9 protein-coding genes are annotated in these 13,525 nt (G+C 65.0%); 5 read left to right on the top strand and 4 right to left on the bottom strand.

The genetic code is table 11. The features are described 5' to 3' along the window. Positions 1-57 precede the first annotated feature (57 nt). The gene (locus LOM8899_RS15550; protein ID WP_093993160.1) at positions 58-2,001 is read left to right on the top strand and encodes a putative bifunctional diguanylate cyclase/phosphodiesterase; all 1,944 of its coding nucleotides are present in this window, start codon (positions 58-60) and stop codon (positions 1,999-2,001) included. On the opposite strand, the gene LOM8899_RS15545 is transcribed toward LOM8899_RS15550, so the two are convergent. Beyond that, the gene (locus LOM8899_RS15545) at positions 1,998-2,915 is read right to left on the bottom strand and encodes a LysR family transcriptional regulator (protein ID WP_093993159.1); all 918 of its coding nucleotides are present in this window, start codon (positions 2,913-2,915) and stop codon (positions 1,998-2,000) included. The genes LOM8899_RS15550 and LOM8899_RS15545 overlap by 4 nt on opposite strands. A 105-nt stretch (positions 2,916-3,020) precedes the next feature. On the opposite strand from LOM8899_RS15545, the gene metF reads away from it, so the two are divergent. Next, positions 3,021-3,887 (top strand): methylenetetrahydrofolate reductase [NAD(P)H], encoded by an 867-nt coding sequence (gene metF / locus LOM8899_RS15540; protein WP_093993158.1) that lies wholly within the window; start codon positions 3,021-3,023, stop codon positions 3,885-3,887. A gap of 18 nt (positions 3,888-3,905) precedes the next feature. On the opposite strand, the gene LOM8899_RS15535 is transcribed toward metF, so the two are convergent. Together LOM8899_RS15535 and LOM8899_RS15530 are read right to left on the bottom strand one after the other, a co-directional pair. Then, on the bottom strand, positions 3,906-5,018 hold the full coding sequence (locus LOM8899_RS15535; RefSeq protein ID WP_093993233.1) for a T6SS phospholipase effector Tle1-like catalytic domain-containing protein: 1,113 nt from the start codon (positions 5,016-5,018) through the stop codon (positions 3,906-3,908). Beyond that, positions 5,005-7,299 carry a xanthine dehydrogenase family protein molybdopterin-binding subunit gene (locus LOM8899_RS15530; protein WP_093993157.1) on the bottom strand — a complete coding sequence of 765 codons (2,295 nt, stop codon included), beginning with the start codon at positions 7,297-7,299 and terminating at the stop codon, positions 5,005-5,007. The genes LOM8899_RS15535 and LOM8899_RS15530 overlap by 14 nt, the downstream gene beginning before the upstream one ends. 290 nt (positions 7,300-7,589) lie before the next feature. On the opposite strand from LOM8899_RS15530, the gene LOM8899_RS15525 reads away from it, so the two are divergent. From LOM8899_RS15525 to LOM8899_RS15515, 3 genes are all read left to right on the top strand, one after another. Further along, positions 7,590-10,724, top strand: coding sequence for a valine--tRNA ligase (locus tag LOM8899_RS15525; protein WP_093993156.1), 3,135 nt, complete (start codon positions 7,590-7,592; stop codon positions 10,722-10,724). 91 nt (positions 10,725-10,815) lie between these two features. After that, positions 10,816-11,937 (top strand): pyridoxal phosphate-dependent aminotransferase, encoded by a 1,122-nt coding sequence (locus LOM8899_RS15520; protein ID WP_093993155.1) that lies wholly within the window; start codon positions 10,816-10,818, stop codon positions 11,935-11,937. A gap of 62 nt (positions 11,938-11,999) precedes the next feature. Beyond that, positions 12,000-12,182, top strand: coding sequence for a hypothetical protein (locus LOM8899_RS15515; protein ID WP_093993154.1), 183 nt, complete (start codon positions 12,000-12,002; stop codon positions 12,180-12,182). Positions 12,183-12,313: 131 nt separating this feature from the next. Here LOM8899_RS15515 and LOM8899_RS15510 read toward each other — a convergent pair whose 3' ends face one another. Next, positions 12,314-13,495: a pyridoxal-phosphate-dependent aminotransferase family protein gene (locus LOM8899_RS15510; protein ID WP_093993153.1), complete on the bottom strand. Its 1,182-nt coding sequence runs from the start codon at positions 13,493-13,495 to the stop codon at positions 12,314-12,316. Positions 13,496-13,525: the final 30 nt, after the last annotated feature.

Genomic DNA, 13,525 nt, shown 5'->3' with positions numbered 1-13,525 from the left:
GGAATCCTTGCGCCGACGGGTCACTTTCCGCGCTATGCGACAGGAACGGAGCATCCCGTGACACAGGCCGAGACCCTTCTCGACACGCTACAGAACGAACTGATGCTGGTCATGCAGGTCTCGATGCGCGATCTGTTCAAGCGGCTGACGTCGATCCTGCCGATGTTGATGATCTGCTACATGGTCAGCGATCCGTTTCTGGTGTTCCTGCTGGCGGCCGTGATCCTGCTGACCGAAGTCATCCTGCGGGTCTGCACCTCGATTCTGCCCGAACACCCCAGCGAGATCAGCATTGCCCTGATCCTCGTCATGTGGACGACGAATTCGGTCTCGACCTTCGCCTATCTCGCCCCGGCGATCCTGCTGACCATGCAACCCTCGGTGCCGTTGCTGCTCACCGGGTTCGTCTGGGTCTTTGGCGTGTCGGTCTACATCACCAACACCTTCACCGCGCTGCCCTATTACAATTGGAGCCAGCTTGTGCCGGGATTTCTGGTGGTGGTGATCTCGATGGTGACGGCCAACCAGTCGGGGCACGTCGCCGGGGCAGCTTGGGAATGGTGGATGGCGGCCGGGATCATGGTGATCTACGGCAGCAACACGGTGCAGACGCTGATCATGCAAAAGGCCACGCAAACCGCGCTCAATGCGGCGCGGCAAGAGGCCAACGCCCGGCTCGCCGCGCTGGAGAAGCTGACGCGGCGCGACAGCCTCACCGGATTGCTCAACCGACGGGCTTTTGAGGACAAGGTCGCCGCGCTGATCCAGTCCCGGGCCTACGGCGGTCAGGTCGCGGTGTTCCTGATCGACCTCGACAGGTTCAAGCCGATCAACGACAGCTACAGCCACGATGCAGGCGATCAGGTGCTGGTCACATTGGCGCAGCGGCTCACCGAGGCGGCCGGCGACATCGGGGTCGCGGCGCGGTTCGGCGGCGATGAATTTGCCTTCGCCAAGCCAGGGTTGCGATCGGCACAAGAGGCCGAGGCGCTCGGGGCGGCGCTGCTGGCCAGCATCGAAGAGCCGATCGTCTACGAGGGGCGAAAGCTGCGGGTCGGGGCCAGCCTCGGCATCGGGATGACGGGCATGGGCAACAACCAGGTCGACGCGATCTGTGCCGCCGCCGATCAGGCGATGTATCGGGCCAAGACAGATACCGGCACCAAGGTCATCCTGTATCACAAGGAGGATTTCGCCCCGAGGGTCACCTTGCAGGACCGCGCCTGCATCATCGACGCCTTGGAAAAGGGCCAGATCGGGCCGCATTATCAACCCAAGGTCAACCTGCGCACGGGTTGCCTCACCGGGTTCGAGGCGCTGGCCCGCTGGGACCATCCCGAACGGGGGCTTTTGCTGCCGGGACGGTTCCTGCCGCAGATCGACGAATTGGGGCTACAGGGCGATTTTCTCAATCACATGGCCGAAGCGGTCCTGTCGGACGTCACCGGGCTGCTCGCCGAAGGGCTCAACCCCGGTCAGGTCTCGATCAACGTGCCCGAGGTGACGCTCGCCACCTATTCCGGGCGGCAGGATCTGGATCGGTTGCTCGAAAAATTCGCCGGCGCGAAACCCTTCATCACCTTCGAAATCACCGAAGACGTCTTCATCACGCGGGCCGGCGATTTCATTCAGGAAAGCATCTCGCATTTCCGCGCCCAGGGGGTGCGGATTTCGCTCGACGACTTCGGCACCGGCTTCGCCTCGTTTCAGCACCTGCGCGAGCTGGAGTTCGACGAGCTCAAGATCGACACCAGCTTCGTGGCCGGACTCGGCATCGATCCCAGCGCCGAGGTGCTGGTCGAGGGGTTCCTGTCCATCGCCAAGGGCTTGGGCGTGGACGTGATCGCCGAAGGGGTCGAAACCGACGCGCAGCGCAACCGGCTGCTGGAGCTTGGCGCGCATTTCGGGCAGGGCTGGCGGTTCGGGCGGGCCATCCCGCTCGACGAAGCTCGCGTGCGGATGATCGCAGAACAGCTCAGCCCGCCCCGAATCGCCGGCTAGGGCCGCTGGAGCTTCACGGCTTCTTGCCGGGCCAGCCGGATCAGATGGGCCATGAACGGGCGGGCCGTGTCCTCGGAACGGGTCGCGGCATAGAGGCGGCGGGTCACGCCGCGGGCGCCATCCGGCCCGCTCAGCGGGCGGGTCACATAGTCCGAACTATAGCGCACCTGCCGGACCACCCAGTCGGGCAGCACCGCCACACCCCTGTTAGACGCCACAAGCATCAGGATCACGGCGGTCAGCTCCACCTGCCGGATTGCCGCCGGCTCGACCTTCGCCGGGATCAGAAGCTGCGTGAACACATCCAGCCGGGTGCGGTCCACCGGATAGGTGATGAGGGTCTGGCCGACAAAGTCCTGCGCCTCGATCACCGTCTTTTGGGCCAGCGGATGCTGGGCGGCGGCCACGAAGACCGGCTCATAGTCGAACAAGGGGGTGAAATCGGTCTCGGGAAGCTCCTCGGGATCGGAGGAAACCACCAGATCGACCTCTTCGCGGCGCAGCGCCGGCAGCGCGTCAAAGGCCAGACCGGGGCGAATGTCCACATCCACCTCGGGCCAGGCCTTGCGGAACTGCTCCAGCACCGGGAACAGCCACTCGAAACAGGCGTGGCACTCGATGGCGATATGCAGGCGGCCGGATTTGCCGCTGACCAGCCCGGCAAACTCCGCCTCCAGCTCGGCGACTTGCGGCAGGATGCGCTCGGCGGCGGCCAGCAGCTTCATCCCGGCGGAGGACAGCTTCAGAGGCTTCGACCGGCGGACGAACAGCTCGACGCCCGCCTGATCCTCGATCCCCTTGATCTGATGAGACAAAGCGCTCTGGGTGATGTTCAGACTGTCGGCCGCACGGGCCAGCCCGCCGGTGTCATGGATCGCCTTGATGGTGCGCAGATGGCGGAACTCTATGTGCATGTCAGCGGGTCCAAAGTGAACAAACCTCATCATCGTGGTGAAGGTTATGAGTTTGTCTCAGATGCGCAGATATGACACAAGAGGGCAATCGCAAAGGATGCCCCCATGACTCGCCCCTCCGTTTCATTTGAATTCTTCCCCCCGAAAAACCTCGAAGGGTCGTTCCGGCTGTGGGATTGCGTCAACACTCTGGCCCCGCTGGACCCGTCCTTCGTGTCGGTGACCTACGGCGCCGGCGGCACCACGCGGACACTGACCCACGAGGCGGTCGGCACGATCCACAAGACCTCCGGGCTGACCGTCGCGGCACACTTGACCTGCGTCGACGCCACCCGCGAAGAAACGCTGGAAATCGCCCAGTCCTACGCCGATGTCGGCGTGACCGAGATCGTGGCGCTTCGGGGCGATCCGCCGAAAGGCGCCGGCAAGTTCACCCCCGCCAAGGACGGCTTCGCCTCCTCGGTCGAGCTGATCTCGGCGCTGGCCGATACCGGGAAATTCCGGCTGCGGGTCGGGGCCTACCCGGAAAAGCACCCCGATGCCTCCGATCAGCAGCAGGACATCGACCACCTCAAGCGCAAGATCGACGCCGGTGCGCATTCCGCGATCACCCAGTTCTTCTTCGAGGCCGACACCTTCTTCCGGTTCCGCGATGCCTGCGTCAAGGCGGGGATCGACGCGCCGATCATCCCCGGCATCCTGCCGATCGAGAACTGGGCCGGGTGCCAGCGGTTTGCGGCGATGTGCGGCACCTCGATCCCGCAGATCGTGACTGACGCCTTCACCAACGCAACGCGGGACGGCACCACCGATCTGCTGGCCACGGCACTTGCGACGGAGCTTTGCGACAACCTTCTGCGCGGCGGCGTCGATCACCTGCACTTCTACACGCTGAACCGGCCAGAGCTGACGCGCGACGTCTGCCACGCACTCGGCGTCACGCCCAAGGCGAGCCTGCAAGAGGTCGCCTGAGCGGCTCCCGGCCGGTCGCTACCGGCTCTCGCTCATCTCGGCAAAGATATCCGGACCGGCAGCCCCCGAAGGGTCTGCCGGTTTCGGCGTTTTGGGCTTTGGCCATCCCCTGACGCGGCGGGTGACGGTCGGGTGCAATCGCTCGGACGGGTCGCGGCCATAGATGCGTCGGCGGCGCGACAGGAACAGCTTGCCCCACCTGCGCCAGGTGCCGATGGACGGGGCCGACGGGTCCTGCGGAAACCGCTCGCGCCAACCATCGGGCAGCGGCAGACCACACAGTTCGAGCCGGTCGAGCAGCCAGACCAGCGGGATATTCGCAAGCGGGCGCGCCTCGACCACACCGTCGATCTGGCCGCCCACGTCGCCGTGGGTGCCGTTGAACCACACCTGCTCCATCCTGCCGGGCCAGCTCGGGTCGGTGGTCCAAAGGACAGGGGCATAGGCTTCGCGAGTCTCGTCCAGCGCCAGCGCGTGAAAGCCGTTGTGGACATGCGGCCCAAGGGAGTGATCGTGGAAATCGTGGCGGGCCTGCGCCCAGCGCCAGAGGATCGGAAGGCGCAGGCCCAGCGCCTTCACCGTGTCCCAGACCGCGACCGCCTCGATCTCTACATCGGGATGACAGAACAGACGGTTGAATTCCTCGGCGGCCTCGCTCTGCGCGCCGTCCCGGTAATGGCGATAGGCTTGGCGGATGTTGCGCACAGTCGCCTCGCGGCTGCGCACGAGGCCGACGTTGCCGATCACGCCGGCCAGCGAGCGGACGGCATAGGCGCCGCGGGAATAGCCGATCAGGACGATGCGATCACCGGGCCGCCAGCGCGACGCAAGCACACCGTAGGCCCGCTCGATCTGGCGATTGATGCCCCGGCCGGTCATGACGTCGACGGTCGATCCCCAGTCGCGCCACTGAATACCGGCCTCGTAATAGACCGTCAGGTCTTCCCGCAGGCCGCCATCGCGCAGCAGCTTGAAGGTCTTGCCCGCGTTGGTCTCCAGCCCCCGGGCGAGGCTCGACATGGTGCCGTCGAGGATGATGACGTGGGTCGTAGGCCCTCTGCGCCGCCCCCGCGAATCCTTTCTGCGCGGGCGGCTGTTGAAAAGGCCAAAGATCCAGTCACGCAGCGGCACACGCACCCTCTTGCAGCATCGCCCAGACCCGGTTCGGGGTGAACGGCATTTCCAAATCACGCAGGCCCAGATCCCAGACCGCGTCCTGCACGGCATTGGTGATCGCAGCCAGCGCCCCCACGGTGCCCGCCTCGCCGCAGCCCTTCATCCCCATCGGGTTATAGATCGACGGCGTCGGCTCCGAGGTGAACGAAATCATCGGCAAGCTGTCCGCCCGCGGCATCGCGTAATCCATGAACGTCGCCGTAAGCAATTGACCATCCTCGTCAAAGACCGTGCGCTCGCACAGCGCCTGGCCCAATCCCTGGGCCACGCCGCCATGCACCTGCCCCTCGGCCAGCATAGGGTTGATAAGGTTACCAAAGTCGTCAACGACGGTATAGCGATCCAGCGTGATGACCCCGGTTTCGGGATCGATCTCGATCTCGGCCACATGGGCGCCGTTCGGGAACGAGCGGTTTTCAAGCTCGATCTGCTTGGTATGGGTCAAGAGGTCGGTCTGACCGGCCGAACGGGCCATCTCGGCCACCTCCAGCATCGTCGGGGTGAGGTTCGATCCGGGAATGCGGAACCGTTCGTCGTCGAACTCGATCGCCTCGAGGTCGGACCCCTCGTGCTCGGCCAGAAAGGCCGCAAAAGCATGGATCATGACCTCGACGGTGGCCAGCGTCGCGGTGTTCTGCACGGTGACGGAACGCGACCCGCCGGTGCCGCCGCCGGTCGGGATCAGGTCGCTGTCGCCCTGAACCACGCGGATCTTGGGGGCGGGAATGCCGGTCTGATCGGCGAGGAACTGGGCAAAGACCGTCTCATGGCCCTGCCCGTTCGACTGGGTGCCGACGCGGATCTGAACGGTGCCGTCCTCGTCAAAGACGACGGTGGTCGTCTCGACCTTGTCGCCCAAAATGCTCTCGATGTAATAGCACAGGCCCTGCCCGCGCAGCTTGCCCTCGGCCTCCGACGCGGCCTTGCGGGCGGCAAAGCCCGCGCGGTCGGCCTTTTCCTCAGCACGGTCCAGCACCTTGGCAAACTCGCCCACGTCATAAGTGACGCCGGTGGCGGAGGTGTAGGGAAACTGATCGGGGCGGATGAAGTTGATGCGGCGGATCTCCCACGGATCCACGCCCAACTCGCGGGCGGCATAGTCGATGGCACGCTCCAGCACAAAGATCGCCTCCGGGCGGCCCGCGCCGCGGTAGGCGTCGACCGGGGTGGTGTTGGTATAGACACCCTTGCAGCCCATCCACGCGGTCTGAATGTCGTAGGTGCCGGGCATCACCTTGGAAAACAACTCGGTCTGGATCGCCTGCCCGAACTGCGAGTTGTAGGCACCCATGTTGGCGATGGTGTCGAGCTTGTAGGCGACGATCCGGTGACCCTCGTCAAAGGCGAGGGTCGCGGTGGTGGTCAGATCGCGGCCGGCATTGTCCGACAGCATCGCCTCGGTGCGCTCGCTCATCCAGCGGACAGGACGGCCGAGGACGCGGGCGGCCTGCGCGGTCAGGATCATTTCGGGATAGACCATGCCCTTCATGCCAAAGCCGCCGCCCACGTCGGGGGTGGTGACGCGGACATCGGCCGGGCTCAGGCCAAAGTGACGGACGAGATCGTCCTTGGGGCCCCACACGCCCTGCCCGTTGACACAGAGGTGCAGACGGCCGTCCTCGATCTCGGCATAGCAGCCGCGCGGCTCCATCGAATTGACGATGACCCGGTTGTCGGGCACCTCGACCGAAACGACATGGGCCGCACCGGCAATGGCCGCGTCCACGGCGGCACGGTCGCCCAGACCATAGTCGAAGGCGAGGTTCTCAGGGGCCTCGGGATGCAACTCCGGGCCACCGACGGCGGTCGCCACATGGGCCGGGGCGGCGTCGATATCCACCTCGATCAGCTCGGCGGCATCCTTGGCGGCGATCATGCTGTCGGCCACAATAAAGGCCAGCGCCTCGCCCACGTGACGGACCTTGCCACGGGCCAGAACCGGACGCTCCGGGCCGGCACCACGGCCGCCGGGGCATTTCACACGGGTGCCGCGCAGGCCCATCTTGACGCCGGCCGCTTCCAGATCGGCAGCGGTCAGAACCAGATGCACGCCCTCGGCCTCTCGGGCGGCGTCCACGTCCAGCGTGGTGATCTCGCCATGCGCCATGGTCGAGCGGAGGACATAGCCAAACAGCGCCCCCTCGGGCGAGATATCATCCACATAGCGGCCGTGGCCGGTCAGGAACCGGACATCCTCTACGCGCTTGACCGGCTGGCTGCGTCCAAACTTGTCCATGGGTCTGTCTCCGAAGTCTGAGTGTCAGATACGACCCTAACGGGCGCAGCCGGACTGTCCAGCACCGGCAGCATGATTTTGACGGGCGATGACGCAAACGGCATCTGGTCACCGGGCAAAGGCGCAAGGCACGGCGACGCGGGCACGCCAGCCGGCCGGCCGAGGCAAAGCGGGCCAAACGCAAGCACGCAAAGGCCCCGCGGCCAATCAGAGCACCCGCCCCGGACCCCCTTCCCCTCAAGTCCAAGGCAAGCTATCTCACAAGGCACTCAGCCGAAGGATCGACACCAATGCCGATGGAAAAAACATTCGTCCCGGATCTCGCAGAAAACCGGCTCTATGCCGCTTGGGAAGAGGCGGGATGCTTTACCGCAGGCAAACACGTCGGCAACGCCGAAACCTCGACCTTCTGCATCATGATCCCGCCGCCGAACGTGACCGGCTCGCTGCACCTCGGGCACGCCTTCAACAACACCCTGCAGGATTTGTTGACGCGCTGGCACCGGATGCGGGGCTTCGACACGCTCTGGCAGCCGGGGCAGGACCACGCCGGCATCGCCACCCAGCTTGTCGTCGAACGCAAACTCTCCGAGGAATCCAACCTGCGGCGGACCGACCTGTCGCGCGAGGATTTCCTCGCCAAGGTCTGGGAATGGAAATCCGAGAGCGGCGACACGATCATCAATCAGCTCAAGCGGCTCGGCGCGTCCTGCGACTGGTCGCGCAACGCCTTCACCATGTCCGGTGCGCCGGGTGCGCCTGCGGGTGAAGAGGGCAATTTCCACGACGCCGTCATCAAGGTCTTCGTCAAGATGTATGAAGACGGGCACATCTACCGCGGCAAGCGGCTGGTGAACTGGGATCCGCACTTCGAAACGGCGATCTCCGATCTCGAAGTCGAGAACATCGAGACCCCCGGCCACATGTGGCACTTCAAATACCCGCTCGCCGGCGGGGAGACCTATCGCTACGTCGAAAAGGACGAGGACGGGATGATCCTCGTCGACGAGACGCGGGATTACATCTCGATCGCGACGACGCGGCCCGAAACCATGCTGGGCGACGGTGCCGTCGCCGTGCATCCCTCGGACGAGCGCTACGCCTCCATCGTGGGCAAGCTCTGCGAGATCCCCGTCGGGCCGAAAGAGCACCGGCGCCTGATCCCGATCATCACCGACGAATACCCCGATCCGACCTTTGGGTCCGGCGCGGTCAAGATCACCGGCGCTCATGATTTCAACGACTACGGCGTCGCCAAGCGCAACAACATCCCCTGCTACCGGCTGATGGACACCCGCGCCGCGATGCGCGACGACGGTCTGCCCTATGCCGAGGCGGCCGCAGTCGCGCAAAGCATCGTCGAAGGGGCCGAGCTGTCCGAGGCAGAGATTGACGCGATCAACCTCGTGCCCGACGAATACCGCGGCCTCGACCGGTTCGAGGCGCGCAAGCAGGTCGTCGCCGCGATCACCGCCGAAGGGCTGGCGGTCACGCAACTGGTCAAATCCATCGACCCCGACACCAATTCCGAGCATCTCGAAAAGGTGCCCTTCGTCGAGGACAAGCCGATCATGCAGCCCTTCGGGGACCGCTCCAAAGTGGTGATCGAGCCGATGCTGACGGACCAGTGGTTCGTCGACACCGCCCGGATCGTCGGCCCGGCGCTCGACGCCGTGCGCGAGGGGCGGACAAAGATCATGCCCGAGAGCGGCGAGAAGGTGTATTTTCACTGGCTTGAGAACATCGAGCCGTGGTGCATCTCGCGGCAGCTCTGGTGGGGGCACCAGATACCGGTCTGGTATGGCCTCGACCTCGCCCGCGAAGGCTTCGTCGATGACGAAGGCGACGGCGATCTCGACGAGGTCGAAGTCTATTCCTTCCTGCTCAGCCAATCGCTGCAACGGGGCGCGGAACGGCATCACGCCGGGGCGACCTTCGAGGCAGCCGCCAGCCAGTTCGAGGACGTTCTGGCCGAACTGCCGACGCCGGAAAACCACGCCCGCGTTATCGAGGTCGCCGACCGGGCCGCCGCGATCCACGCGCTCTCGGCCAGCCTCGCCGACTACACCGTCAGTCAGGATCCGACGCATCTGGTCTACCCGATCTGGCGCGACGCCGACGTGCTCGACACGTGGTTCTCCTCCGGGCTCTGGCCCATCGGCACGCTCGGCTGGCCCGAGCAGACAGAGGCGCTCGGCAAATACTTCCCCACCGACGTGCTCGTCACCGGGCAGGACATCCTGTTCTTCTGGGTCGCGCGGATGATGATGATGCAGCAAGCGGTGGTGGGCCAGGACCCGTTCCACACGGTCTACCTGCACCAGCTCGTGCGCGACGCCAAAGGCGAGAAGATGTCCAAGACGCGGGGCAACGTCATCGACCCGCTCGAGGTGATCGACGAATACGGCGCCGACGCGCTGCGGTTCACGCTCACGCAGATGGCGGCCATCGGCGGCGTGCTCAAGATCTCCGAAGACAGGATCAAGGGCTACCGGAACTTCGGCACCAAGCTCTGGAACGCCTGCCGGTTCGCCGAAATGAACGGCGTCTTCGAAGGGCACAGCACCTCCGGCACACCGCCCGCACCGACAGCGACGGTGAACAAGTGGATCCTCGGCGAAACCGCCCGCGTGCGCGAAGAGGTCGACGCAGCCCTCACCGCCTACCGGTTCAACGACGCCGCCAACGCGCTCTACGCCTTCGTCTGGGGCAAGGTCTGCGACTGGTACGTCGAATTTTCCAAACCGCTGCTGATGGACGGGTCTGATACGGAAAAGCAAGAAACCCGTGCGACAATGGCTTGGGTGCTGGATCAATGCCTGATCCTGCTGCACCCGATCATGCCCTTCATTACCGAAGAACTCTGGGGCACTCTGGGCAACCGGACGACCAAGCTCATGGTCACCGAGTGGCCCAGCTACACGGCGGCCGAGATGGTCGACAGCGCGGCCGATGCGGAAATGACCTGGGCGATCAGCATGATCGACAACGTGCGGTCGGCTCGGGCGCAAATGAACGTGCCCGCCGGGCTGCACATTCCGGTCCTGCAACTGGACGGCGATGCAGACAGCGCCACGGCCCTCGCCAACAACGAGACGCTGATCAAGCGGCTGGCACGGATCGACAGCATCGCCCCGGCCAGCGAGGCACCCAAAGGGGCGATCACGATCCCCACCAAGGGGGCGACCTTCTGCCTGCCACTGGCCGACATCATCGACGTCTCGGCGGAAAAGGCACGACTGCAAAAGGCGATGGACAAGCTGGGCAAGGAAATCGGCGGGCTCGAAGGACGGCTGAAGAACCCGAAATTCGCCGCCTCCGCCCCGCCGGAGATCGTCGAAGAGGCGCAGAACAACCTGGCCCTGCGGCAAGAGGAGCAGGCACAACTTGCGGCGGCAATGGCCCGACTGCAAGAGCTGGACTGATCCTTCTTTGGGTCGAAAATATCCCGGGGGACGCCGCAGGCGGGGGGCAGCGCCCCCTTGCCAGCCTCCGATCAGCAGGCAAGACTAAGCCATGAAAACAGACGCCCGCCTGACCCCGCTCGCCGCCTCGCTGCCCGCCTCCGTGCCCTTCGTCGGACCAGAGGCGCAGGAACGGCGGCGCGGAGCGCCCTTCACCGCCCGGCTCGGGGCCAACGAAAACGGCTTCGGTCCCTCGCCCAAGGCGATCGCCGCCATGCGCAAGGCGGCGGGCGATGTCTGGATGTATGGCGATCCCGAAAACCATGATCTGCGGCAGGCTCTGGCCGCGCATCACGAGTGCCAGCCCGAGAATATCCTCGTCGGCGAAGGGATCGACGCGCTTCTGGGCTATACCGCCCGGCTGATGGTCGGGGCGGGGGATGCGGTGGTCACCTCCGCCGGAGCCTACCCGACGTTCAACTACCACGTCACCGGCTATGGCGGGCAAATCCACGCCGTGCCCTACACCGGCGATTACGAAGACCCCGAGCGGCTGAACGCCAAGGCGCGAGAGGTCGGGGCCAAGCTGATCTACATCTCCAACCCCGATAATCCGATGGGCACATGGCACAGCGGCGCCATGATGAAGGAAATGGTGCAGAACGTGCCCGACGGGGCGCTCCTGCTGATGGACGAGGCCTATATCGAACTGGCCCCACCCGGGACCGCGCCGGTGATCGCGGCCACAGACCCTCGGGTGCTGCGGTTCCGAACCTTCTCCAAAGGCTACGGCATGGCCGGGGCGCGGATCGGCTACGCCATCGGGGCGGCGCCGGTGATCGCGGCGTTCGAGCGGGTGCGCAATCACTTCGGGGTCAACCGGATCGCGCAGGCCGGAGCCTTGGCCGCGCTCAAAGACGACGCCTGGCTGGCGCATGTGCAGGCCGAGGTCGGCGCCGCCCGCACCCGGATCGCCGAGATCGGGGCCCAGAACGGTCTCACCGCCCTGCCCTCCGCGACCAACTTCGTCACCCTCGATTGCGGCAGCGACGGTGCCTTCGCCGGCAACCTCATGGCCGCCCTGCTCGACGCGGGCATCTTCGTGCGCAAACCCTTCGCAGCGCCGCAGGATCGCTGTGTCCGGATCGGCACCGGGCCGGCCGCCGATCTCGACGCCTTCGCCACCGCGCTGCCTGCAGCACTGGTCACGGCGAAAGGCCGCGCATTGCTCTAGGTGATTTTTTCCGAGCCTGCGCTAAGTTGATTTTCGGACGACAGCGACGAGGCCCCGAACCGATGCGAAATGACAACCGCCAGCCCGCCCCCGACTTTACCCAAGCCTTTCTGGTGACGCTCGGAATGATCCTGTTCATGTCGTTCTGGACGATCGCGGTGGTGGCGGGATTTGTCTGGGTGCTGCTCTCGGCCTTTGCCATCGACAGGGCGATTCTGATCGGCGCACGACTGCGGCGAGGTTAACGGCCCGTCTCGGCGGCGTGCCTTGTGGCAACACTCACGACAGGCCATAGAGCACCGAAAACGACACCTACGCCGTACCGACGCAATACCGACGTCACACCGAAACGGGTTTTTGGCGCGTCGGCAGAGCGTTAACGCGCCTCCGCGACCACCTTTGCCGCCGCCTCCAACGCGCCGACTCCATGCGGAATCTCCAGCGCCTTCAGCCCGGCATCCATCACCGCCAAGACGCCCAGCACCATGTGCGCGTTGACGTGGCCCATGTGGCCGATGCGGAAATAGGCATCCGCAGGCTCTCGGCCCAGCCCGATGCCCAGCGTCACGCCGGCCACCCGCTCGCACCACTCCCGCAGCCTGTCGCCGTCGCCCGGTCCGGCGTAAGCCGATGTAACGGCATGGGATCTCTTGTTCGGGTCGGCAATGTTCAGCGCCATCTGCCCCTCGCGCCCCCAGGCGTCAAACGCGGCCCAGATGGTGCGGGCGAGCCTTTCGTGCCGCGCCCAGACCGCCTCGAGCCCCTCCTCCGCGATCATGTCGAGCGCCTCGCGCAGGCCATAGATGTGATGGGTCGGAGCGGTGCCGTTGAAAAACTGATAATATTGTTCCGGATCGACGCGCGGACGCCAATCCCAATAGGACGTCGCCAAATCCGCCGTCTCACGCGCCGAATCAGCCTTTTCGTTGAAATAGACAAGGCCAAGCCCCGGCGGAGTCATCAGCCCCTTTTGGCAGGCAGAGACCATCACATCGACGCCCCAGGCGTCCATCTCGAACCGGTCACAGGCAAAAGATGCAATACAATCAACGCACAAGAGCGCCGGGTGCCCGCTCTGGTCCAGCACTTCGCGCATCCCCGGAACATCGTTCTTCACGCTGGTCGAGGTGTCCACATGGACCATCAGCACCGCCTTGAACCGATGCCCCGTATCGGCAGCCAGAGCAGCCTCGACCCGTTCCAGATCGACGTCTTTTTGTTGTCCGAAATCAAGCACTTCGGCATTGATACCCATGCCCCGCGCAATGTCCGCCCAGCCATGTCCGAACCGGCCCGTGGCCAGCACCAGAACGTGGTCTCCCCGGCTCAGGATGTTGGCCAAGGCAGCCTCCCAGGCGGCATGACCATTGCCGATGTAGATCGCGCAATTGCCGTCGGTCCTCGCCAGCGATTTCAGGTCCGGTATAAGGCTGTGAGTCACCTCATGTAGTTGACCTGTATAGATATTCGGCGATGCCCGGTGCATCGCATTCAGCACACGGTCGGGCATGACAGATGGGCCAGGAATGGCCAGATAGGGACGACCGTTGGCAAGCATGGGAGAGCCTTTCAGGGGACTTTTCCGCAA

This window comes from Flavimaricola marinus (assembly GCF_900184895.1).
GTDB lineage: Bacteria > Pseudomonadota > Alphaproteobacteria > Rhodobacterales > Rhodobacteraceae > Flavimaricola > Flavimaricola marinus.
Note: the sequence above shows the minus strand (reverse complement) of the source record. Positions and strands in the feature narration are given on the sequence as shown.

What these genes read in the sequence shown, in the direction of transcription:
- LOM8899_RS15525 (WP_093993156.1), top strand. Translation starts at nt 7,590, where the DNA reads ATGCCGATGGAAAAAACATTCGTCCCGGATCTCGCAGAAAACCGGCTC.
- LOM8899_RS15545 (WP_093993159.1), bottom strand. Translation starts at nt 2,915, where the DNA reads ATGCACATAGAGTTCCGCCATCTGCGCACCATCAAGGCGATCCATGAC.
- LOM8899_RS15520 (WP_093993155.1), top strand. Translation starts at nt 10,816, where the DNA reads ATGAAAACAGACGCCCGCCTGACCCCGCTCGCCGCCTCGCTGCCCGCC.
- LOM8899_RS15515 (WP_093993154.1), top strand. Translation starts at nt 12,000, where the DNA reads ATGCGAAATGACAACCGCCAGCCCGCCCCCGACTTTACCCAAGCCTTT.
- metF (WP_093993158.1), top strand. Translation starts at nt 3,021, where the DNA reads ATGACTCGCCCCTCCGTTTCATTTGAATTCTTCCCCCCGAAAAACCTC.
- LOM8899_RS15530 (WP_093993157.1), bottom strand. Translation starts at nt 7,299, where the DNA reads ATGGACAAGTTTGGACGCAGCCAGCCGGTCAAGCGCGTAGAGGATGTC.
- LOM8899_RS15510 (WP_093993153.1), bottom strand. Translation starts at nt 13,495, where the DNA reads ATGCTTGCCAACGGTCGTCCCTATCTGGCCATTCCTGGCCCATCTGTC.